General features: G+C 63.9%; 19 protein-coding genes. 15 read left to right on the top strand and 4 right to left on the bottom strand.

Annotation, left to right across the window (positions count from 1 at the left end):
• The first annotated feature begins 281 nt into the window (after positions 1 to 281).
• Genes AC1DB0_RS24630 through AC1DB0_RS24595 form a run of 8 tightly spaced genes read left to right on the top strand, consistent with a single transcriptional unit; the run spans position 282 to position 8,346 of the window.
• Complete coding sequence (locus AC1DB0_RS24630) at positions 282 to 1,187, top strand: branched-chain amino acid ABC transporter permease (RefSeq protein WP_054427588.1); 906 nt, start codon at positions 282 to 284, stop codon at positions 1,185 to 1,187.
• Positions 1,187 to 2,185, top strand: coding sequence for a branched-chain amino acid ABC transporter permease (locus tag AC1DB0_RS24625; RefSeq protein ID WP_476758146.1), 999 nt, complete (start codon positions 1,187 to 1,189; stop codon positions 2,183 to 2,185). Before AC1DB0_RS24630 ends, AC1DB0_RS24625 begins: the two co-directional genes overlap by 1 nt.
• A 2-nt stretch (positions 2,186 to 2,187) precedes the next feature.
• Positions 2,188 to 2,928 carry an ABC transporter ATP-binding protein gene (locus AC1DB0_RS24620; protein WP_054427590.1) on the top strand — a complete coding sequence of 247 codons (741 nt, stop codon included), beginning with the start codon at positions 2,188 to 2,190 and terminating at the stop codon, positions 2,926 to 2,928.
• 3 nt (positions 2,929 to 2,931) lie between these two features.
• Positions 2,932 to 3,588 carry an ABC transporter ATP-binding protein gene (locus tag AC1DB0_RS24615; RefSeq protein ID WP_476758145.1) on the top strand — a complete coding sequence of 219 codons (657 nt, stop codon included), beginning with the start codon at positions 2,932 to 2,934 and terminating at the stop codon, positions 3,586 to 3,588.
• A gap of 17 nt (positions 3,589 to 3,605) precedes the next feature.
• Complete coding sequence (locus tag AC1DB0_RS24610) at positions 3,606 to 5,042, top strand: aldehyde dehydrogenase family protein (RefSeq protein WP_476758144.1); 1,437 nt, start codon at positions 3,606 to 3,608, stop codon at positions 5,040 to 5,042.
• A gap of 27 nt (positions 5,043 to 5,069) precedes the next feature.
• On the top strand, positions 5,070 to 5,822 hold the full coding sequence (locus AC1DB0_RS24605; protein WP_054427593.1) for a glucose 1-dehydrogenase: 753 nt from the start codon (positions 5,070 to 5,072) through the stop codon (positions 5,820 to 5,822).
• A gap of 58 nt (positions 5,823 to 5,880) precedes the next feature.
• Positions 5,881 to 7,005 carry a zinc-dependent alcohol dehydrogenase family protein gene (locus AC1DB0_RS24600; protein ID WP_054427594.1) on the top strand — a complete coding sequence of 375 codons (1,125 nt, stop codon included), beginning with the start codon at positions 5,881 to 5,883 and terminating at the stop codon, positions 7,003 to 7,005.
• 36 nt (positions 7,006 to 7,041) lie between these two features.
• On the top strand, positions 7,042 to 8,346 hold the full coding sequence (locus tag AC1DB0_RS24595; RefSeq protein ID WP_476758143.1) for an ABC transporter substrate-binding protein: 1,305 nt from the start codon (positions 7,042 to 7,044) through the stop codon (positions 8,344 to 8,346).
• 93 nt (positions 8,347 to 8,439) lie between these two features.
• Here the strand turns inward: AC1DB0_RS24595 and AC1DB0_RS24590 are convergent, their stop codons facing one another.
• The 3 genes from AC1DB0_RS24590 to AC1DB0_RS24580 all read right to left on the bottom strand — a co-directional run bounded on the left by AC1DB0_RS24590 (position 8,440) and on the right by AC1DB0_RS24580 (position 13,191).
• The gene (locus tag AC1DB0_RS24590) at positions 8,440 to 9,480 is read right to left on the bottom strand and encodes a DUF2235 domain-containing protein (protein WP_441371646.1); all 1,041 of its coding nucleotides are present in this window, start codon (positions 9,478 to 9,480) and stop codon (positions 8,440 to 8,442) included.
• Between the two features lie 305 nt (positions 9,481 to 9,785).
• Positions 9,786 to 12,137, bottom strand: a complete 2,352-nt coding sequence (locus AC1DB0_RS24585) for a cytochrome P450 (RefSeq protein WP_476758142.1) — start codon at positions 12,135 to 12,137, stop codon at positions 9,786 to 9,788.
• Between the two features lie 64 nt (positions 12,138 to 12,201).
• A complete protein-coding gene (locus AC1DB0_RS24580; RefSeq protein WP_054423249.1) occupies positions 12,202 to 13,191 on the bottom strand; it encodes a Bug family tripartite tricarboxylate transporter substrate binding protein in 990 nt (329 codons plus the stop codon).
• Between the two features lie 158 nt (positions 13,192 to 13,349).
• On the opposite strand from AC1DB0_RS24580, the gene AC1DB0_RS24575 reads away from it, so the two are divergent.
• Both AC1DB0_RS24575 and AC1DB0_RS24570 read left to right on the top strand, forming a co-directional pair.
• Positions 13,350 to 14,192 (top strand): IclR family transcriptional regulator, encoded by an 843-nt coding sequence (locus AC1DB0_RS24575; protein WP_082387065.1) that lies wholly within the window; start codon positions 13,350 to 13,352, stop codon positions 14,190 to 14,192.
• 213 nt (positions 14,193 to 14,405) lie between these two features.
• On the top strand, positions 14,406 to 15,167 hold the full coding sequence (locus AC1DB0_RS24570) for a 5'-methylthioadenosine/adenosylhomocysteine nucleosidase (RefSeq protein ID WP_476758141.1): 762 nt from the start codon (positions 14,406 to 14,408) through the stop codon (positions 15,165 to 15,167).
• 92 nt (positions 15,168 to 15,259) lie between these two features.
• Here the strand turns inward: AC1DB0_RS24570 and AC1DB0_RS24565 are convergent, their stop codons facing one another.
• Positions 15,260 to 16,168, bottom strand: a complete 909-nt coding sequence (locus AC1DB0_RS24565) for a LysR family transcriptional regulator (protein ID WP_476758140.1) — start codon at positions 16,166 to 16,168, stop codon at positions 15,260 to 15,262.
• A gap of 130 nt (positions 16,169 to 16,298) precedes the next feature.
• Between AC1DB0_RS24565 and AC1DB0_RS24560 the strand changes: the two genes are divergently transcribed.
• The 5 genes from AC1DB0_RS24560 to AC1DB0_RS24540 all read left to right on the top strand — a co-directional run bounded on the left by AC1DB0_RS24560 (position 16,299) and on the right by AC1DB0_RS24540 (position 21,398).
• On the top strand, positions 16,299 to 17,324 hold the full coding sequence (locus AC1DB0_RS24560) for a Bug family tripartite tricarboxylate transporter substrate binding protein (RefSeq protein WP_447982663.1): 1,026 nt from the start codon (positions 16,299 to 16,301) through the stop codon (positions 17,322 to 17,324).
• A 62-nt stretch (positions 17,325 to 17,386) separates the two neighbouring features.
• A complete protein-coding gene (locus AC1DB0_RS24555; RefSeq protein ID WP_342066181.1) occupies positions 17,387 to 18,571 on the top strand; it encodes a serine hydrolase domain-containing protein in 1,185 nt (394 codons plus the stop codon).
• A gap of 119 nt (positions 18,572 to 18,690) precedes the next feature.
• Positions 18,691 to 19,680: a Bug family tripartite tricarboxylate transporter substrate binding protein gene (locus AC1DB0_RS24550; RefSeq protein ID WP_476758139.1), complete on the top strand. Its 990-nt coding sequence runs from the start codon at positions 18,691 to 18,693 to the stop codon at positions 19,678 to 19,680.
• Between the two features lie 61 nt (positions 19,681 to 19,741).
• On the top strand, positions 19,742 to 20,713 hold the full coding sequence (locus AC1DB0_RS24545; protein WP_476758138.1) for a Bug family tripartite tricarboxylate transporter substrate binding protein: 972 nt from the start codon (positions 19,742 to 19,744) through the stop codon (positions 20,711 to 20,713).
• Between the two features lie 40 nt (positions 20,714 to 20,753).
• Positions 20,754 to 21,398: a flavin reductase family protein gene (locus AC1DB0_RS24540; protein WP_054423243.1), complete on the top strand. Its 645-nt coding sequence runs from the start codon at positions 20,754 to 20,756 to the stop codon at positions 21,396 to 21,398.
• The last annotated feature ends 8 nt before the right edge of the window (positions 21,399 to 21,406 follow it).

Below are 21,406 nucleotides of genomic sequence, written 5' to 3'. Positions count from 1 at the left end.
CACAAAGATAAATAGGCGCTGAAAAGGGGCCTCCCTATACTTCGTTTCCACTATCGGACGAGTACGAAAAGCGGCGGCAGCCAACCTTCGGACTCCTCCACATAAACGCCTTCCGGCCCGTTACGCAGCGCATCGCGAACAGGCACGGCAAGGTCCATAACGAGACAAGGGCGCGCCATGCGCGTCCTGGGCGACACGCCCGCACCGCCAAGCAGGACGCGATGTTGCCGCGGCAATGCGCGAGCCTGGTGGCAGGTGCTTAGCGTATTGGGAGAAGACGCTTGACCTTGGATCTATTGCCTCTCGCCTTGGTGGATGGCGTGGCATACGCCAGTCTGCTGTTCCTGGTGTCGATGGGGTTAACCCTGGTGTTCGGCGTGATGGGCATCTTGAATGTCGCCCATGGCGCGTTCTACGCCTTCGGGGGTTACGCCGCCGCCAGCCTCGTCATGTTTCTGGCGCCCAAGACAGACTCCCCCTTCCTGCTGTTCGCCGCTTTGTTCGTGGCAGCCATCGCTGTGGGTTTGGCGCTGGGCAGCATCATGGAATTCGTGCTGATTCGCCGGGCGCAAAACTACGACCCCATTCTTAAATTGCTGATCACGTTTGGCGGCTTTCTGATGCTGGAAGACATCCAGCGCCTGCTCTGGGGCGCGCAGCCCTACAGCGCCAGCGAAGTCGTGAACCGGCTGGGCAATATCGAAATTGGCGACATCACCTACACCACCTATCAGCTTGTGGTGGTGCCGGTGGTGGCGGTGCTGGCCTACGTGTGCCTGGAATTCTTCCTGCGCCACACCAAGCTGGGCAAGCAGACGGTGGCCACCACGCACAACCGCGAAGTCGCGACGTCGTTGGGCATCAACGCCAAGAAGATCGGCTACGTCACCTTTGTGATCGCCACCATTCTTGGCGCGCTGGGCGGCGCATTGGCCGCGCCCACCACGTCGCTGGTGCCGGGCGCAGGCACCGACATGACGGTGCTGTCGTTCGCCGTCGTCGCCACCGCTGGCTTGGGGCAGATCACAGGCGCGCTGATTGCCGCGTTGCTGATTGGCATCATCCGCGCCATCGCCGTGTACGCCGCGCCCGAGCTCGAAGTGGCGGTGCCGTACATCATCATGGTGCTGGTGCTGATCATTCGGCCGCACGGCCTGTTCACCGTCGCCCAGGCCCGGAGGATCTGATGAAAGTTGCCGTACTCAGCCTTGTGGCCGCCGTTGCCACGCTTATTCTTGGCTACACCTTGTCTTGGACCATCACCCCGATCGTCATCGGCCTGACCTACGCGATTGCTGCGCTGGGCGTGTCGGTGATGGCGCGCGCGGGCCAGATTTCGTTTGGCCATGCGATGTATTCCTGCATCTCGGCCTACACCGTCGCCTTCCTGGCGCGCGCCATGCCGGGCGCGGATGCGCTGGTGCTGATCCTGGCAGGCGTCGTCGCCAGCTTCCTGGCTGCCATCGTCATTGGTCTCTTCGTCGTGCGGTACCGCGGCATCTTCTTCGGCATGCTGAACCTGGCGCTGAGCATGGTGCTGTTCGCACTGCTGGGCAAGCTCTACACCTTGACGGGCGGCTCCGACGGCCTGCGCATCGTGCGCCCAACCCTGGCCGGCATCGTGATGGAGCGCGAATCGTTTGAACGCGCGCTGCTGGTGGTGACGCTGGTGTTGTCGATGGTGCTGGCCTGGTGGGTGCAGCGCTACTTCCGGTCGGGCAGCGGGCAAGCCCTGTCGGCCATCAAGACGAACGAAACGCGCATCGAATATCTGGGCTTTTCCGCGTACTTCATCATGTGGAAGGGTTACTTGCTGTCCGCTGTGGTGGTGGGCTTTTCGGGCGCCATCCTGGCGCTGATGCAGGGCCTGGTCACGCCGGAAATCGGCTCGTGGCTGCGCTCGGGTGAATTCGTGTTCATCACCATTCTGGGCGGCGCCGGCCACGCGGCGGGCGCGTTCCTGGGTGCGGTGGGGTTTGAATCGGTGAAGCTGGTGTCGGCGGCGTACTTCCCCGGCCTGTGGCAGTTCCTGCTGGGCCTCACGCTGATCCTGGTGATCTTCATGTTCCCCACCGGCTTTGTGGGCCAGATCATGAAACGCATCGCCACGCAGAAGCGTGACCGCGCACGCGCTCAGGCGCGCGCCAACGCCACGCTGCAATCCCGCGTGCCGGTAAGGAACTGAAGATGAAACCCCTGATTCAAACGACTGACCTGTATCTGGCGTTCGGCGGCGTGGTGGCGGCGGACAACATCAATTTCGAATTGCACGAAGGCGAACGGCTGGCCGTCATTGGCCAGAACGGCGCGGGCAAGACCACCTTCATCAACATCTGCACGGGCTACCTGGCGCCGTCCAAGGGCAAGGTGTACTTCGACGGGCGCGACGTCACGGCCATGGCGCCGCGCAAGATCGTGCGCCTGGGGCTGGGCCGTTCGTTCCAGTTGCCGCAGCTGTTCACGGAACACACCGTGCGCGAATGCGTGCAGATTGCCGCCGCGCGCCGCAACAAGGAACTGAGCTGGTTCCGCTCGCTGGAAAGCACCATCGACGAACGCGAAGTGGACGCCACGCTGGACCTGGTGGGCCTGTTGCCCGAAGCCGATGAAGCGTCCATCGAACTGCCCGAAGGCAAGCGCAAGCTGCTGGATGTGGCGATGGCGCTGGCCTTGCGGCCCAAGCTGCTGATCATGGACGAGCCCACCAGCGGCGTGGCGTCCGAAGACAAATTCGCGCTGATGGAAACCGTGATGCACGCGCTGGATGAACGCCGCGTGACGAGCTGGTTCGTTGAGCACGATGTGGACATTGTGTCGCGCTACGCCACGCGGGTAGCGGCCTGGATTGCGGGCAAGGTGGCCGCCGACGGCTCGCCCAGCGAAGTCTTGAATAACCCGCAGATCAAAAGCGAAGTGCTGGGGGCCTGAACCATGTTGAATCTATCGGCCATCAACGTCGACCTGGCGGGAAACCGCATCCTGCGCGACGTCAACGCAAGTTTCGAATCCTCAAAAACCATCGGCATCGTCGGCCGCAACGGCGCGGGCAAGACCACGCTGTTGCGCACCATCATGGGCCTGACCAAGATCAAGTCGGGCAAGATCGCCTTTGACGGGGCCGACCTGACCGCCATGCCCGGCCACAAGCGCGCCGCGCTGAAAGTGGGCTACGCGCCGGAAGACCGCGTCATCTTCCCGACCATGACCGTGGAAGAAAACCTGAACCTGCCCTGCGAAGTGCAGGGGCAGTCCAAGGCCGACATCGCCGCCCGCATCGCCACGGTGCTGAAGGTAGTGCCGCAGCTGGAGCCCATGCTGGGCCGCTCGGGTTCGGCGCTGTCGGGCGGCCAGGGAAAGATGGTGGCGCTGGCGCGCGCCATCATGGTGGGCACCCGCCTGCTGATGCTGGACGAACCCTTCCAGGGTCTGGCCCCCAAGCTTGCGCGTGACTACACCGAAGCGCTTGGGCGGCTGAAAGAACTGCAACCCGAGCTGTGCGTCGTGATCACCGAATCCAACGTGAAGCTATTGGGCGATATCCCTGACCAGATCTGGACGATTGAGCGCGGCTCGATCACCTTGAATTGAATTCCCGGAGACATTCCATGACGCAGATGATTATCGACGGCCGCAAGGTCGACGCCCAAGACGGCCGCAGCATTGACGTGGTGTCGCCCGTCAACGGCGACGTGTTCACCACCATTCCGCGCGGCCAGGAGGCCGACGTGAACGCCGCCGTCAAAGCCGCGCGCGCCGCGCTGGAAGGCGATTGGGGCCGCATGACGGCGCTGGACCGCGGCCGCCTGCTGCTGCGTCTGGGTGAATCCGTGCTGGCGCACCACGAAGAGCTGGCGCAACTGGAATCGCGCGACACCGGCAAGCCCATGTCCACCGCACGCGCCGACATCACCGTGCTGGCGCGCTACTTCGAGTTCTACGGCGGCGCAGCCGACAAGGTGCATGGCCAGACCATTCCGTTCCAGAAAGACTATTCGGTTCAGCTGATCCGCGAACCGCTGGGCGTTACCGCCCACATCATTCCGTGGAACTACCCGGCGCAAATGTTTGGCCGCAGCGTGGCGCCGGCCTTGGCCATGGGCAACGCCAGCGTCGTCAAACCCGCCGAAGACGCGTGCCTGTCGATCATCCGCGTGGCGGAACTGGCGCTGGAAGTGGGCTTTCCCGCGGGCGCATTGAACATCGTGACGGGCCTGGGCGAAGAGGCGGGCGCCAGCCTGTCGCGCCATTCGGATATCAACTTCATCACGTTTACCGGGTCGAACGAAGTGGGCGTGCTGATCCAGCAAGCGGCCGCTGTCAACGCGGTCAAGTGCGTGCTGGAGCTGGGCGGCAAATCGGCGCACATCGTGTTCGACGACGCCAAGTTCAAGCTGGCCATTCCCGCCATTGTGAAGGGCATCGTGCACAACGCCGGCCAGACCTGCACGGCGGGCAGCCGCCTGCTGGTGCAAAAGGGCATCTATGCCGAGTTCATGAACGCGCTGGCCGAGGAATTCTCGAAGGTGCGCGCCGGCACGCCGGACATGGACCTGACCTGCGGCCCCGTCGTCAACAAGGCGCAGTTTGACCGCGTCAACCGCTTCATCGCCAAGGGTCTGGCTGACGGCTTGAAGGTCGCGGCCGAAGGCACGATTGCCGATGGCGTGCCCGCAGGCGGCTACTTCGTCAAACCGACGCTGTTTGCCGCGCCGTCGCATGACAGCACCTTGCTGACCGAAGAGATCTTCGGGCCGGTGCTGGTGGCGCTGCCGTTTGACACCGAAGCCGACGCCATCCGGCTGGCCAACGCCACCGACTACGGCCTGCTGGGCGCGGTCTGGACCGAGAACGGCGGACGCCAGCAGCGTGTTGCGCGCGGCATCAAATGCGGCCAGGTCTACATCAACGGTTTTGGCGCGGGCGGCGGCGTGGAACTGCCGTTTGGCGGCGTGAAGAAAAGCGGCCACGGGCGCGAGAAGGGCTTCATCGCCCTGGAAGAAATGAGCACGACCAAAACGTTGATCCAATTCTATGGCGAGTGATCGCCGCGCAATTTCCGGAGTCCAGTCATGAGTCAGTTGCAAGGTAAGGTCGCCATCGTCACGGGCGGCGGCAGCGGTTTCGGCGAAGGCATCGTCAAGCTGTACGCGAAGGAAGGCGCGAAGGTCGTCATCGCCGACATCAACAAGGAAGCCGCCGACCGCGTGGCGGCCGAAGTGGGCGCTGCGGCCGTGGCCGTGAAGGCCGACGTGTCCAGCCGCGCCGACATCGACAACGTCGTGCGCGTTTGCCAGGACACATTCGGTTCGGTCGACATCGTCGTCAACAACGCCGCCATCACCCACAAGAACCAGCCGATGCTGGACGTGGACGAGGCCATGTTCGACCGCATGTTCGACATCAACGTGAAGTCGATTTATCACATGGCGCAAGCCGTGGTGCCCGTGATGCGCAAGCAGAAGCGCGGCGTGATTCTGAACATCGGGTCCACCGCCGGCATCCGTCCGCGCCCCGGCCTCAGCTGGTACAACGCGTCCAAAGGCGCGGTGAACGTGCTGTCGAAATCCATGGCGGTGGAACTGGGCCCGGACGGCATCCGCGTGAACGCCATCTGCCCCGTGATGGGCATTACCGGCATGTTCGAGCTGTTCATGGGTCTGCCGGACACGCCGGAGAACCGCGCCAAGTTCGTCTCCACGATTCCGCTGGGCCGCTTCTGCCAGCCGTCGGATGTGGCGGCGGCCGCGTTGTTCCTGGCGAGCGACGCGGCGGAATTCATCACCGGCGTTGAGTTCCCGGTGGACGGCGGGCGCACCGTCTGATTGATTCGGATCGGCCGGCGCGCGCCGGCCGTCTTTGACCTACCAGGATGTCAGGCGCATGAAAATCAAAGCGGCGTTGTTGCGCAACGTAGGGGTGGAAGGCCCGTACGCCCAGACCCGGCCATTGACCATCACCGAGATCGAACTCGACCCGCCCGGTACGGGCGAGGTGCTGGTGCGGATCAAGGCGGCAGGCCTGTGCCATTCGGACTTGTCAGTCATCAACGGCGACCGCCCGCGTGGCGTGCCGATTGTGCTGGGGCATGAGTCGTCCGGCGAGGTAGTGGAAACGGGCCCTGGCGTTACCGACCTGAAACCCGGTGACCATGTGGCGATGGTGTTCGTGCCAAGCTGCGGCTGCTGCAACCCCTGCATGGAAGGCCGGCCCGCGCTGTGCGAGCCAGGCGCCGCCGCCAACACCCAAGGCACGCTGCTGGGCGGCGACCGCCGTCTGCACATCGGCGACGAATACATCAACCACCATACGGGCGTATCCTGCTTCGCGGAATACGCGGTGGTGTCGCGCCGGTCTTGCGTCAAGGTCAACGTTGAACTCAGCCATCGCGAAGCCGCGTTGTTCGGCTGCGCGGTGCTGACCGGGGCGGGCGCCGTGCTGAATCGTGCGCGCATCAAAGCGGGTGACACCGCCGCCATCGTGGGCCTGGGCGGCGTGGGCTTGTCCGCCTTGCTGGCCGCTGTGGCCGCCGGCGCGCGCCGCGTCGTCGCCGTTGATCTCAGCGACGAGAAGCTGGCGCTGGCCCGCGAACTCGGTGCCACGCATGTCGTGAACCCCAAGCAGATCAAATCCGACGACGATCTCTTCGACCTGGCAGGCGGCCGCGTGGACTACGGCTTTGACATGGCGGGCGCGGTGCCTGCGTTCGAGACCGCCTACAAACTCACCCGCCGCGGCGGCGCCACCGTCACGTCGGGTTTGCCCAACCCGAAGTTCAGCTTCCCGTTGTCGCTGTCGCAGATGGTGGGCGAAGAGCGCGACATACGCGGCAGCTACCTGGGCTCGGGCGTGCCGGCCATCGACATCACCCGCTACATCGACCTGTACAAAGCCGGCCAGTTGCCGGTGGACCGGATGATGGGCAAATCGTTTTCGCTGGACCAGATCAACGAGGGGTTCGATCACCTCGCCACCGGCGGCAGCCTGCGCGACGCCATCGTTTTCTAAGGGCATAGACCCGACTACAACACTGGAGACAAGACCATGAAAACTTCAAGACTGGCTGCCCTGTTAGGCGCCACCCTGCTGTCAGGCTTCACGGCGCTGGCCAGCGCCGCTGACAAGCCCAAAGAACTGAACATCGGCATCTCGACGTTCCTGTCGGGCTCGGCCTCGGTGTTCGGCGTGCCCGCCCGCGACGCGGCCGAGATCCTGATCCAGGACATCAATGCCGCAGGCGGCATCGACGGCGTCAAGCTCGTGCCCAGCTACATCGACGAAGGCGGCGGCGGTGAAAAGCTACTGTCCGAATATCGCCGCTTGGCCGAAGGCGGCACGCGCGTGATGCTTTCGGCCATCTCCAGCGGCCACTGCAACATCGTGGCCCCCGTCGCCGAAGACCTGAAGGTGCTGAACGTGCTGTGGGACTGCGGCACGGAAAAGGCCCTGGAAGGCAAGAAGTACAAGTACGTCGTCCGCACACAGGCCAACGCCACCACTGAAATGGTCGCGCAGGTGCTGTACCTGATGAAGGTAAAACCTGACTTCAAGACGATCGCCATCGTCAACCAGGACTACGCCTGGGGCCGCGATTCGCGCGACATCTTCCTGGCCGCGCTGAAGAAGTTCAAGCCCGACGTCAAGGTCGTGGCCGAGATGTTCCCCAAGTTCGGCGCCGCCGACTTCTCCACCGAAATCAGCCGCCTGCAAGCGCTGCGCCCGGACGTCATCGTGTCCACGTCGTGGGGCGGCGACCTGGACAACTTCGTGCGCCAGGCCTCGCAACGCAACCTGTTCAAGAACTCCACCTTCGTGCTGTCGCTGGCCGAAAGCTCGCTGGAGCGCTTGGGCAATGCCTTGCCCGAAGGCGTCTACGTCGGCGCGCGCGGCGACCACTACTTCCTGCACCCGGAAACCAAGGACGATCCGCAGCACCAGGCTTTCGTGAAGAAGTTCCACGACAAGACGGGCGCCTATCCGATCTACTCGGTCTACCACATGGTGCAAGCCATCCAGGGGTTGAAAGCCGGCTACGAGAAAGCCATCAAAGACAACAACGGCGCCTGGCCCACCCCGGAACAAGTGGCCGCCGCCATGCATGACGTGACCTTCAAAGGCTACGGCCGCGAAGTCAAAATGCACCGCGCCGACGGCCAAGGCCTGGAAGCGCAGTTGTTCGGCGTGACGAAAAAGAGCGACAAGTACCCGTTCAAGGTGCTGGCCGACATCACCATCGTGCCGGCGGAGCTGGTCACGCCCGGAGTGGCGGATACGTCGATGGAGTGGATTGAGAAGAGCCTGACGCCGGATGTGCTGAAGAGCGATCAGATCAAGGTGTACGCGAACTGAGTAAACGGTGTTGTGTGTGCAGGGACTCCCCGACGAGAGATCGTCGGGGTTTTTTTTTGGGTTTTTTTGGAGTCTGACACCTTAAAGCACGGCTCAGGCCCGCCCCACAGGAAGTTCCGCCAACGCAGCTTTGAAATCAGGATAGTCTTTCATGTACAGAGGGTGTTGTTCGACGCGCTTCGCCATCCGTTCATCCACCGTCAAATTCAACACCGTCTCCCCATCCCAAACCCGCGGCCGCTTCTTCACATGAATCAGCACCTTCTCCGTAAACTCCTTGTACGAATCATGCGGTTCGCACTGGTCGTAGTCCGTAGATATCCGCTGCACAACCCCTGCTTCTAGCCCGACCTGTCGGGCCTTTTCCTGCAACCAAGCCGCAGGCAAGGTCTGCAAGCTCCCGTCCCGATACCCTCCACCGATATCCGAGTGCGCGCCAATAAACCAGCGCTGCTCGACCGGCCTGTCCGCCGGACGCGGTTCCGATGTCGCAAGCCTTGTCCACAACGTCGGAAAGTACGGTTCGCGATACTCGTTCGTAGCAATCGCGTGATAGGCGTGATGCACGTGATTACTCAGCTCGGTGTCGTGAAAGTTATAGAACTTCGAGAATCCGGGAAACGAAATTCCGCCGACGGGAATCCCTAAGCTGCCCACGGTGTCCCACACGCCGACAAAGTGCAGGTCGGTCTCGCGCGAGAATTGCGCGCGAAACGAGAGGGCGTCGATGGAAGACGGCAGGCAGTCGTCGCGATACAGCGCGTAGGCTTCAGTGACGTTGTCGTCGGTGGGATTTTTGAGCAGGCCGCATTTACGGACCATGCCGGCCAGGCTGCGAGCCGAGTATGCGCCACGGCTGAAGCCAAATAGAAAAATGTGATCGCCGGGTTCCTGGCGTTGGCAAAGCCATTGATAGCCGTGGCGAATGTTGGCGGATAGCCCCGCGCCGAATGCGCCGCCCAAGAACTTGTCGACGGCGGTCCACAGGCCTTGGCCCTGCGTGCCGACGCCTTCGATGTACAGGGTTTCTTGCGTGCTGGTTTCGGGCGCGGCTTTGTAAAGCTCGTAGGCGTTCGTGCGGTCGTTGGGTTCGTTCCACGTGCCATCAAAGAAGATGGCCAGATTCTTCACCATGTTCAGCTCCCCACAGATCGAGTCTTGCGATACATCTGCTGCTGGCTGGGATGATGCCCGCGTGAGGCACGCTATCACGGTGCTCGTGCGTTTGCCGTCCAAGTGGTTTCCCTGCTGAAGGGATGTACACCGCTTTTTGTACTAGTCGGAGGACGGCGTTAAGGTCATCGCCGCCGCGCGATGGGCGTGAGGTTAACTAGTGGATGAGACAACAGAACTAGATAAAACGTCGCCATCCGATTCTGTATGGATGGTATCCACGCGGGATCGGATGGCGGCTGGTTAAAAAGCGGAACCTTGGAACTTCAAAGCTCCAACACCACTTTCCCACCTCCGCACGCACGCGAACAGCACGCCATCATCTTGTTGTTCGCATCCCGCTCTGCGCGTGTCAGCACCACATCTCGATGATCAATCTGGCCTTCCAGCACTCGCACTTCGCACGACCCGCAAAGCCCTTCCTCGCAATCGCTTTGCACGTCGATATTTGCGCCGCGCAGCGCCGTCAGTAAGGTCTGATCTGCGGGTACGTTCAGAACGATGCCGGAATCCTTCAGCACCACTTCAAACGCTTGTTCCTTCGACGGGTCCAACGTGCCCAGGGTGGAATGGAAGTGCTCGACTCGCAACGCATCCTCTGGCCACGACGCGCAACATCCGGCCAGCGCATCCAGCAACCCCTGCGGCCCGCACGCGTAAATCTGCGTGCTGGCGTCGGGCTGGGACAGCAGCGCCGCATAGTCGGCGCGCGTGCCTTCGTCTTTTACGTGGGCATGCATGCGGTCCCCGTGCAGGGCCGCTAGCTCTTCCAACATCGCCATGCAGACGCGCGACCGGCCGCTGTAGTGCAGCTGGTAATCCAAGCCCAGCTCCTTCGCACGCCGCGCCATGGCGCTGATGGGGGTGATGCCGATGCCTCCGGCAATCAGGATCAGCTTGCCTGCGGCTTCGTTCATCCGGAAGTGATTGCGCGGACCACGGATGCGCAGGCGCGCACCGGCAACCGCGTTTGCGTGCATCCATGCAGAGCCGCCTCGGCCTTCTGTTTCCTTCAGCACCGCAATTTCAAATACGCCTGCGTCCGCAGGATCGCCGCACAGTGAGTACTGGCGCGACAAACCGGTATCGCCGCATTCCACATCGATATGCGAACCCGGCGTCCAGCGGGGCAGGGGCTTTCCATCGGGCGACACCAAGCGCAAGCGCACGATGCCGTCAGCGGCGTCGACCGCGCTTTGCACGAGCACAGGCCGTGTGATGGCGTGCGATGAGGGCTCGCCGATACGTACCGGGTGTTGATCGTTCAGCAGTTCGGGCGACGCCAGTTCCGGGTTTTTCGTGGCATCCCATTCCACCCACAAATGCTCCGGCCCACGAAACGACGTGTTCGGCACATACGTAAATGCCTGTTCTGACAGCTTCAGATGCGGCAGCCGGCGCGTGAGTTCTTCCAGGAAGATCTGCATTTCCATGCGGGCCAAGTTCTTGCCCATGCATTGGTGTGAGCCATAGCCAAAGGTGAGCTGGTCGCTGGCGTTTTCACGGCGGATGTCGAAGAGGTCGGCGTCGGCAAATTGGCCTTCGTCGTGGTTGGCGGATGAGGTGACGATCAGCAGTTTTGACCCCGCCGGAATCGGCACGCCGGCGATCTCGACGTCGCGCGTGGCCAGCCGGCGCCAGGCGGCGACCGAGCCGTTGTGGCGCAGGCATTCTTCGACGGCGTTGGGGATCAGGTCAGGGTCTTCGCAGATTTCGCGCCAGGCGTCGGGGTGTTGCAGCAGCAGCTTGATGGCGTTGGCCGAGGCGTTGGCGGTGGTTTCGTGGGCGGCGACGATGCCGGCCATCATCATGGAATGCAGGTAGGAATCGGTGACGACATCCGGGTGCGTCTGTTGTTTGCGCAAGCCGTACTGCATCCAGCCGGGGCCGGACGGGTCCTGGCGCATCTTGTCCAGAATCTTGCCGGCCAGCTGCCAGAAGTTGCCGACGGCATGCGCTACCGCAACCTGTTCTTCGGGCTGCGGGCGGCCCCAGGTGTTGACCGTGTGCGCGATGGAATATTGGCGCAGCAGGTCCATGTCTTCTTCCGGCACGCCCAGGAAATGCAGCGCCACGGTCAGCGGCACTTCCCACAGCATCTGGTCGACAAGGTCGGCGCGGCCGTCGTTGATGAAGCGGTCGACGTACTCGCGGGTCAGGCGGCGCACCATGGGTTCGTGGTGCTTCAATTCTTCGGGGGTGAACGGGTCCATCAGCACGCGGCGGCGCGGCATGTGGGCGGGTTCGTCTTCGTTCACCAGCGTGCGGTTCATGGCGTAGCCATAAGACGCCAGCACGGCGTTGGCTTCGGGGCCGGTGGGGGTGATTTTTTCCAGCGCGATGGACGGGCTGAAGGTGATGTTGTCGCGAAAGATGGCCTTGATGTCTTCGTAACGCGTGACCACCCAGTAGCCCAGTTTGGGGCTGTAGAACACGGGTTCCTGGTCGCGCGCCCAGCGCACGTACTCGGGCGGATCTTGCTGATAGCCGTCGCCAAAGGGGTCGAACTCGGCCGCGCGCGCGCTGACCGGACAGCCGGTGGGGCTTTGCATCGCGGCAAGCGCCGCGTGGTCGATGGGACAGCCCGACGGGCGCGAGGAGGAGGGCGATTGGCTCATGGAATCCTTCCGTGTATTCGTGTTGCAGCAGGCCTGCCCCGCGGGCGAGGCAGGCCGAAAGCGCTTAGTCCAGCGTGATGTGCAGATCGCTGATCAGCTTTTGCCAGCGGGCGCGTTCGCCCGTCAGCAGTTCCGCATATTGCGCGGGCGTGTTGCCGACGGGTTCGATGCCGAACTCGATCAGGCGTTGGCGCGTGGCGGGGTCATTGATGGTGGCGACGACCTGCTTGTTCAGCGTGTCGATCACCGCTTGCGGCGTGCCGGCCGGCACCACCACACCCACTTGCGCGGCCGCTTCCACGTTCTTCAGGCCGATCTCGGCGAAGGTGGGCACGTCAGGCAATTGCGCCAGACGGGTCGGGTTGGCCACGGCCAGTGCGCGGACCTTGCCGCCGTTGATGAAGCCGGCGCCCGCGGCCAGGTCCACCATCATCGCGGGAATCTGGCCGCCGGCCACGTCGGCCAGCGCGGGCGATGCGCCGCGGTAGGGCACGTGCGTCATGGTCAGGCCGCTTTCTACTTTCAGCAGTTCCATCGCCAGGTGGTGCGGGCTGCCGGCGCCGGCCGAACCGTAGTCCAGTCCGTCTTTGCGCGACTTGGCTTCGGCTAGGAACTCTTGCACCGTGTTGACCTTCATGGCGGGCCCGACGACAAGAATCATCGGGAAGCGGCCCATCAGCGTGACGGGGGCCAGGTCTTTCGCGGGGTCGTATGACAGCTTCTTGTACAGCGCCGGGTTGAACACCAGGGTGCCGTTGTCGGCAGACAGCATGGTGTAGCCGTCGGCGGGCGCGCGGGCGGTTTCGGATGCGGCGATGGCGGTGTTGCCGCCCGGCTTGTTCTCGATCACGACCGGCTGGTTCAGGCGGCCCGTCAGGCCCTGGCCGATGCTGCGCGCCAGGAAATCCGAGCCGCCGCCGGCGGCGTAAGGCACGATCCAGCGCACGGGCTTGGACGGATACGCGGACGGGGCTTGCTGGGCGGACGCGCCGGCACAGGCCAGCAAGGGCAGGGCCAAGAGGGCGGTCAGGATGGGGTGCTTCAAGGTGCGCATAGGCTGTCTCCTCATTGGGATAGCCTGATGGCATCCCTTCTTTTGCGTAAATCATATACGCAATGCGTAATTTTTCAAGAAGGGTTAACCTTGCTCCGTCCCTGGCAGCGCGCCGCGCCAGCCAGTGACCCCATCTCTGCCTGGAGCCGCACCCCGATATGAGCAAAGCCGTCCCGCCGTCCGAAACGTCTGCTGCCGATTCCGATCTGGAATCTGCCGCCAGCCCGCGCGCCCGCCGTCAACGGGTCCAGGCGGCCGAGACCGGCATGGTGGTGTTGAAGGGCTTGGCCCGCATGGGCGGCCGCGCAAGCCTGACGGCGCTGGCGGCCCACGTCGGCGAAAGCCCCGCCAAAGTGCACCGCTATCTGATGAGTCTGATGGCTGAAGGGCTGGTGGATCAGGAGGTCGCAACCCAGCAATACCACCTGGGCCTGGAAGCGCTGTTCGTGGGCGTGGCCGCGATGCGTCAGGCCGATCCATTACGAATCAGCGAACCTGCGCTGATCCGGCTGCGCGAAAGCCTGGCCGTCACGTGCTTCATCGCGGTGATGGGCAACAAGGGGCCGACCATCGTTCGCTTCGAAGAACCGGGCCTGCCGATTACCGTGAACGTGCGCGTGGGGTCGGTGCTGTCGATGCTGTGGTCGGCGACGGGGCGCGCGTTTTTGGGTGCCTTGGATGAAGCGCCGGTGCAGCAGATGGCGCTGGCGGAACTGGCGGACGCACCGCAGGAATTGCGCGCTTTGCTGGACCGCGATGATCCCATCGGCGTATTGCGGCGCGACGTGCGCGCGGCGGGTTGTGCGACGGTGAAGGACACCAATCTGCGCGGAATCAGCGCGGTGTCCGCGCCCCTGTATGACCACACCGGCCGGCCCTGCGCGGTGTTGACGGCGCTGGGCGCGACAGGCGGCTTCGACGTGTCGCCGGGCGGCAAGGTGGTGGCGGCGGTGAAAAAAGAAGCGGCGGCGGCAAGCGCTGCGCTGGGGTACACGGGGTAGCGAAGCCGTCTGCGGTGCGCTGGGGTACACGGGGTAGCGAAGTCGTCCGCGGCGCGCTGGGGTAGATGGGTAGCGAAGCCGTCCGCGGTGCGCTGGGGTAGACGAGTAGCGATGCTGCCGCGCGGCGCTCCTGCTTTTGGAGTATGTTGCGCGCTGGGCGCGACCGGCGGGTTCGACGTCGCGCCGCTACGCCATTCAGCATCGAAGGACATCATGGAACGTCTCGCCATTCTGGGCGCCTTGCACGAAGAAATCGCCGACCTGCTCGCCGCGATGGACCCGGGCGCGGCCGTACATCGCATCGCCATGCGCGATTTTCATGTGGGCACGTTGTGGGGCACGCCCTGCGTGATCGCGCTAAGCCGCATCGGCAAGGTGGCGGCGGCTGCGACGGCAACGATTGTCATCCAGGAATTCCAGGTGTCGCGCGTGATCTTCACGGGGCTTGCGGGCGGCTTGCATGCGGACGTGGACGTGGGCGACGTGGTGGTCGCTAGCACCTTGATGCAGCACGACATGGACGCGCGGCCCTTGTTCGACCAGCACGAAATTCCCTTGCTGGGGTGCGTGCACTTTGAAGCCGATGCGGTCTTGAGCCAGCAGCTGTATGACAGCGCGTCACGCTTTACGAGCCGGCGCGACATGCCTGTCATACAGGCTGGCGACACGCTCGCCAAACCCCGCGTCCACCACGGCCTGATCGCCACCGGCGATGTGTTCGTCAGCCACAACGACGACGCGCAGGCGCTGCGCAAGCGCTTACCCGATGCGTTGTGCGTGGAAATGGAAGGCGCGGCGATGGCGCAGATCTGCTATGAATTCGGCATCCCGTTTGCGGTGATGCGTGTGATTTCCGACCGTGCCGACCATGCCGCAAAGACCGACTTCACCGCGTTCCTGCAAAACGTGGCGCGGGTGTACACCGCTGGCATCCTAGAACCGCTGCTGAAGTCGGGCGCGTGGTCGGACGGCTGATGCTGGACGAACTGCGTTGACCGTTGCGCGCGAGGATATCGCTGCGGTAAATGCAGTCTGAATGCAAAAACAAAATTTCTGACGCTACGCCGTCAAGGCGTGCCCGCCATCTGCGCCGCGCACCAGTCGCGGACTTTTTCCAGCGCGGGCGGTGGCGTTTTGCCATCCAGCGTGACGAACATGAATTGCGAACTCAGCGCCAGCGGCGGCGACAGATGCAGCGGTACGAGCTCACCGCGTTCCAACCACTCACGCGCCACTTGCAGCACGCCAAAGAACACCGCGTCACTGCGGCGCACCATTTCCACCAGGGCGTTCACGTCGTTCGACTGATATTGGATGGCGTCATGAAAGTGCGTGCGGTTGCCGAAGTATTCGTTCAGACGATGCAGCACGTCGTGGCTCATCGCGCGGCCGCTGGCGGCCAGCGGATACTTGCGCAGCTCGGCGAAGCTGAGCTCGTGCACGTGCTGTAGCGGGTGGCCTGCGCGGCAGACAAAGCCCAGCGGCGTGGGCGGAAACAGGTCCAGCGTCAGGTCGTCATCCGGCGGCACCTGGGTGCGGTGCAAGATCAGCGCATCGACATCGCCGTCGCGCAATTCCTGCAACTGCATGTCGGCCGTGCCGCCACTTAACTGCACTTTGATGGCGGGATAGCGCTGCATCATGTGCTGCAACAGGTGCACGGACAGCATGGCGGTGGGCGCGGGCCCCAGGCCCAGCCGCAGCGTGCCGCCTTCCACATCGGCAAGTATCTTTGCGCTGCGCCGCAGCTCGGCCAGCTCGACCCGTACGCGCCGCGCGCGCGCCAGCGCCAGTTCACCCAGTGATGTCAGCGTCTTGTTCTTGCCGCGTTCCAGCAGCGGGCCGCCCAGTTCTTCTTCCAGCGCCTGGATGCTGCGGCTAAGCGCGGGTTGGGTCAGATGCAGTTTGTCGGCGGCGCGGCTGAAAGACTGCGTTTCCACCACGGCCAGGAAGTGGTCCAGCTGCTGAAGGTTCATGCGGGCTTGCCCAAATTATTCATTTTGATTATGGAAGGTAAGCCGATTATGCATTGGACGGCAATTAGTGGCGCTCCTAAGATCGCTGCACCTCCGCCGCTAGCCGGCACCCGCTTTCCTGTGAGCCGCCATGGTCCCGTCGCTATTCCCCTGTGTTGCTGCATCGCCCCTCTTTCCCCGTGCTTCGCTGCGCCGCTGGCTGGCCGCCGCAAGCGTGGCGGGCGCTGCGCTCGCCCCGTTCGCCGCGCAGGCGGATTACCCGGTCAAGCCGGTGTCGGTGGTGGTGCCGGTATCGGCCGGCGGCGCGGCAGATGCGTTGGCGCGCGCCTGGGCCAGCTACGTCGGCAAGGCCATCGGCGGCACGGTGATTGTCGAGAACAAGCCCGGCGCCAACGGCAGCATCGCTGCGGCGTTTGTGGCCAAGCAGCCGGCGGACGGTTATTCGCTGCTGTTTGGCAGCACGTCGAACATGTCGTTGAACCCGTTCTCGTACAAGACCCTGGCGTACAACCCGGTGCGCGACTTTGATCCGGTGACGATGATCGCCGGCACCTCGCAGGTGCTGGTCACGAATGCGGCCACCGGCATCAAAAGCGTCGACGACCTGGTCAAGGTGGCCAAGAGCAAGCCCGGCGTACTGAACTATGGCTCGGCTGGCATGGGCAATTCAACGCATCTGAACGTGGCATTCCTGGCGCAGCATTTTGGCCTGGATATGTCGCATGTGCCGTACAAGGGCGCGGCGCCGGCCATGATGGATTTGGTCGGCGGGCAAATCGACCTGACGGCGGACGCGTTGACGGGCGCCATCCCGCAGATCAAGACCGGCAAGGCGGTGCCATTGGTGGTCTTTGGCAGCCAGCGCGTGGCCGAGCTGCCTGATGTTCCGACGATCTACGAAGTGGGCGCCCGCGATTTTCCCAGCGATGGCTGGTATGGCTTGATGGCGCCCAAAGGCACGCCGCCTGCCGTGCTGGCCCGCCTGACCGAAGCCACGCAGAAGTTCTGGGCCGACCCCGAGGCGCGTGCGCAGATGGCGCAGATCTACATGCTGCCGCCCGCCAGCTTCGGCGGCCCGGCCGTGGCCGAAGCCATGCAGCGCGAGGCCGCCACGTGGGGGCCCATCATCAAGCGCCTGGGCATCCAGAACGATTGATCTGACCCTTCCTTTTCGCGCGCCGCCCCACTGGCGGCGCGGCATTGCATTGAGCCTGATTCATGACCGACCTTTCCCTACCGCCCGCCGCCATCGCCCAGCCCACCGTCCACCTGCCGCGCAGTGAAGACTTTCTGCTGTGGCCGCCTTGCTTGCAGTCCTACGGCTATCGCATCGTTGACCAGCTGTTCGCCACGCGCACCGTGACGCGCGGCCCGGTCACGCGTGAACTGGCGCGCGGCCCGGAAGCCCAAGTGCGATACGTCACCGACGGCGTGCAACGCGGCGTGCCTGAATTCATGGACCGCAACAACGTCGCCGGTCTGCTGGCGATTCGTGACGGGCGCGTGGTGCTGGAGCAATACGGCTTGGGTCTGCAACCGCATGACCGCTGGTCGACGATGTCCACCATCAAGTCCGTTACCGCGCTGCTGGTCGGCGCGGCCGTGCAGGACGGCGCCATCGGCAGCATCGACGACCCCGTCACGCGTTACCTGCCCGCCATGCAAGGGTGCGCCTACGAACACGTAACGGTGCGCCATCTGATGACGATGTGCTCGGGCATGGCCTGGACCGAGGACTACACCGACAAACAGTCGGACGTGAACCGCTACAGCAAATCGCTGGCCGATAAAGCGCCCGGCGGTGTGCTGGCCTTGCTGCGCGCCTGCCAAAGCCTGCATGTGCCGGGCGACGTCTGGCACTACAACACCGGCGACACGTATCTGTTGGGCGCGCTGATTTCCGCGGCCACCGGCAGCACGCTGGCGGATTACTTGTCGCGCAAGATCTGGCAGCCCTATGGCATGGAGTTCGATGCCTTCTACACGCTGGAATCCGAGAATGGCCAGGAAATTGGCGGCAGCCGCGCAGGCATGACGCTGCGTGATCTGGGGCGGGTGGGGCAGTTCGTGCTGGACGACGGCGTTGTCAACGGCCAGCGCGTGCTGCCGGAAGGCTGGATCGACCAGGCGGCGACGGTGGCGCACACCGTGCCGGAAGCCTTCCATGCCGCCAGCCGCCAGGCGCTGGGGCTGACGGGCTACGGCTATAGCTGGTGGCTGCGCGCAGACGGCGCGATGATGGCGATGGGCCATTCCGGCCAGCGCATCTACATCGACCGCCGCCATGCGCTGGTGGTGGTGCAACTGGCCGCGTACCCCGAGCCGCGCTATGTCAGCGCGAACGAGCCGGATCGCGATGCGGAATTGAATGCGCTGATTGCGGCCATTCGCGGCGCGGATTGATCTCGGAACGTCTGGCGCGAACCGTGCCCGACAAAACAGATATGCGATTCGGCGCATAGCGCCGCCCAGGCGCTGCGCCTACCATGCTCCAAACACAAGAAATAAGGTTTGGAGACAGCATGAAGATCGCAAGTTCGCTGGTGTGGGTCAGCCTGGGTATGGGGCTGGGTATAGGGCTGGCCCCGTTGACGCCGGCCTTGGCCGGCCCCTATCCCGATCATCCGGTCAGGATGATCGTGCCCTTTCCCGCAGGGGGCGCCACCGACTTGATGGCCCGCGCGCTGGCGCAGGGCTTGGGAGAAAAGCTCGGGCAGGCTGTCGTGGTGGAAAACCGGGGCGGCGCGGGCGGGTCGATCGGGGCCGAGGCCGTGGCCAGCGCGGCGCCTGATGGCTACACCTTGCTGTATTCGACGATGGGCGTGTTGACGATCAACCCGTCGCTGTACGCCAAGCTGCGCTATGACCCGCAGAAAAGCTTTGCGCCGATTTCGATGACGAATCTGACGTCGAATCTGCTGGTCGTGAACCCGGAATTAAAGGTCAACTCGGTCGCAGAGTTGGCGGCGCTGGCCAAGCAGCGGCCGGGTGAACTCACGTTCAGTTCGTCGGGCAATGGCACCACCAGCCATCTGGCGGGCGAAATGTTCAAGTCGACGGCAGGCGTTGATATCCGCCATATCCCGTACAAGGGCACGTCGGGCGCCATCAATGATTTTCTGGCTGGGCGTATCTCGATGATGATCGATACGTCGTCCAACTTTATCGAACAGGTCAAGCAGGGCAAGGTGCATGCGCTGGGCGTGACCAGCCGGAAACGGTTGCCGGCGTTGCCGGACGTGCCGTCGATTTCAGAATCGCCCGGTTTTGAATCCTACGAGGTCAGCTTGTGGTCAGGCGTGCTGGCGCCCGCCGGCACATCTCGCGCCGTTATCGACAAGCTGAATCAGGACATCAAGGCGGTCATGACATCGCCGCAGATGGTCGAACGCATGGCCGCTTACGGCATCCAGACCACGCACAGCACGCCTGAAGCGTTCGCCGCGCAGATTCAGACCGACACGGCGAAATGGGCGCAAGTGATCAAGCAGTCTGGGGCACGCGCGGATTGAATGCGGGTTTGCGGGCGCGACGTTTGCCATTCTTCGCGCGATGACTTCGACGGGAACTCCAATGACTTCGATGATCCGATCCCTGCTTGCGGCGGCGCTTGCCACGTGCGCGTTCACGCCCATGGCCCAGGCGGCCTCTTACCCTGACCATCCGCTGACGCTGATCAATCCCTATGCTGCGGGCGGCCCGGCCGATGTCGTGGCGCGCAGCCTTGGGCGTGCGCTGGAGAAGCGGTTGGGCCAGCCTGTGGTGGTGGAAAACAAGCCGGGCGGCGGCGCGTCCATCGGCACGGGTTTTGTGGCGCGCGCCAAGCCGGATGGCTACACGCTGTTGCTGGGCACCTCCGCCGGCCATGTCGTCACGCCGTTGATGCAGAAGACGCCTTATGACGGCGTGGAAGGGTTCGCGTTTTGCTCGGTGGTGGCGGTGCAGCCGATCATGCTGGTGGTGAATCCGTCGCGCGGCATCGGCAGTGTTGCGGCGCTGGTCGAACGCGCCCGCGCCGAGCCGGGCAAGCTGAGCTACGGTTCGGCCGGGGTGGGTGGCGCTACCCATCTGGGCGCAGAACTGTTCCAGCAAAAGGCGCACATCCAGCTGAACCATATTCCCTACGCGGGCGCGTCGCCCGCGATCAATGATGCGGTGGGCGGCCAGATTGACCTGGCCATGCTGAACCTGTCGGCCAGCCTGCCGTTCATCCGCCAGGGCCGGTTGAAGGCGCTGGCTTATGCGGCCGACAAACGTTCGGCCTTGTTGCCGGACGTGCCCACGCTGGAAGAAGCCGGCATCTCTGGCGCACAGGCGGCCACGTGGTACAGCCTGGCGGCCCCCGCCGGTACGCCGCCCGACGTCGTGCAGCGCTTAAGCGACGCGGTCAAAGCCGTGAACAGCGACCCCGACTATCGCCGCGTCATGCAGGAACAAGCGATCGAGCTGATGGCGCTGTCACCGGCAGATGCCGACGCCTATGTGCGCCGCGACCGCGCCGACATGCAGCAGTTGCTGGGCTCCTTGGGGCTGCTGGCAAAATGACGCTGATCCTTTCAGCCACCACGCGCAAGGCGATGCCACGATGAACTTTGACTTCAGCCAGTTGGCCGCGGCCGATGCGTTCAAGCTGCTGTCCAGCGTGGTCGTGCCGCGCCCCATCGCGTGGGTGGTCAGCCAGTCGGCAACCGGCGATATCAACGCCGCACCCTTCTCGTTCTTCAATGTGGTCAGCAGCGATCCGCCGATTGTGGCGCTGGGCATCGGCCCTCGGGGCGGGCAGTTGAAGGACACGTCGCGCAACATTCTGGACACGCGTGAATTCGTGATCAATCTGGTGTCCGCCGAGCTTGCCGAACAGATGAATCGCACCAGCCTGGACTATCACGCCGATGTCAACGAATTGGTGCGTGCCGGCCTCACGACCGAGCCGTCGAAAACAGTGGCGCCGCCGCGCATCGCGCAAAGTCCCGCCGCGCTGGAGTGCAAGGTCTGGCAAGTGATCGAGGCTGCGCCGCAGCGGGTGATCGTGCTGGCGCGCGTGGTGGGCATGTACCTGCGCGATGATGCGCTGTTGAACCGCGACCGCTTCTACGTGGACACGCCCGCCTTGCGCTTGCTGGGCCGCATGCATGGGGCGGGCTGGTATGCGCATACCAGCGATCTGTTCCAGATGCTTGTCCCGGACGCAGCGAACGACCCCGCCGTGCGGCCTGCGCAGGGGCATTGAACCCGTCA

Source organism: Achromobacter sp. 10T422 (assembly GCF_056394065.1).
This window is presented reverse-complemented; position numbering and strand designations above follow the sequence as displayed.

Coding starts and splice junctions, on each gene's coding strand:
- AC1DB0_RS24590 (WP_441371646.1), bottom strand. CDS start 9,480: ATGGTGAAGAATCTGGCCATCTTCTTTGATGGCACGTGGAACGAACCC.
- AC1DB0_RS24565 (WP_476758140.1), bottom strand. CDS start 16,168: ATGAACCTTCAGCAGCTGGACCACTTCCTGGCCGTGGTGGAAACGCAG.
- AC1DB0_RS24545 (WP_476758138.1), top strand. CDS start 19,742: ATGACTTCGATGATCCGATCCCTGCTTGCGGCGGCGCTTGCCACGTGC.
- AC1DB0_RS24610 (WP_476758144.1), top strand. CDS start 3,606: ATGACGCAGATGATTATCGACGGCCGCAAGGTCGACGCCCAAGACGGC.
- AC1DB0_RS24555 (WP_342066181.1), top strand. CDS start 17,387: ATGACCGACCTTTCCCTACCGCCCGCCGCCATCGCCCAGCCCACCGTC.
- AC1DB0_RS24550 (WP_476758139.1), top strand. CDS start 18,691: ATGAAGATCGCAAGTTCGCTGGTGTGGGTCAGCCTGGGTATGGGGCTG.
- AC1DB0_RS24575 (WP_082387065.1), top strand. CDS start 13,350: ATGAGCAAAGCCGTCCCGCCGTCCGAAACGTCTGCTGCCGATTCCGAT.
- AC1DB0_RS24585 (WP_476758142.1), bottom strand. CDS start 12,137: ATGAGCCAATCGCCCTCCTCCTCGCGCCCGTCGGGCTGTCCCATCGAC.
- AC1DB0_RS24615 (WP_476758145.1), top strand. CDS start 2,932: ATGTTGAATCTATCGGCCATCAACGTCGACCTGGCGGGAAACCGCATC.
- AC1DB0_RS24580 (WP_054423249.1), bottom strand. CDS start 13,191: ATGCGCACCTTGAAGCACCCCATCCTGACCGCCCTCTTGGCCCTGCCC.
- AC1DB0_RS24595 (WP_476758143.1), top strand. CDS start 7,042: ATGAAAACTTCAAGACTGGCTGCCCTGTTAGGCGCCACCCTGCTGTCA.
- AC1DB0_RS24600 (WP_054427594.1), top strand. CDS start 5,881: ATGAAAATCAAAGCGGCGTTGTTGCGCAACGTAGGGGTGGAAGGCCCG.
- AC1DB0_RS24560 (WP_447982663.1), top strand. CDS start 16,299: ATGGTCCCGTCGCTATTCCCCTGTGTTGCTGCATCGCCCCTCTTTCCC.
- AC1DB0_RS24540 (WP_054423243.1), top strand. CDS start 20,754: ATGAACTTTGACTTCAGCCAGTTGGCCGCGGCCGATGCGTTCAAGCTG.
- AC1DB0_RS24605 (WP_054427593.1), top strand. CDS start 5,070: ATGAGTCAGTTGCAAGGTAAGGTCGCCATCGTCACGGGCGGCGGCAGC.
- AC1DB0_RS24625 (WP_476758146.1), top strand. CDS start 1,187: ATGAAAGTTGCCGTACTCAGCCTTGTGGCCGCCGTTGCCACGCTTATT.
- AC1DB0_RS24570 (WP_476758141.1), top strand. CDS start 14,406: ATGGAACGTCTCGCCATTCTGGGCGCCTTGCACGAAGAAATCGCCGAC.
- AC1DB0_RS24620 (WP_054427590.1), top strand. CDS start 2,188: ATGAAACCCCTGATTCAAACGACTGACCTGTATCTGGCGTTCGGCGGC.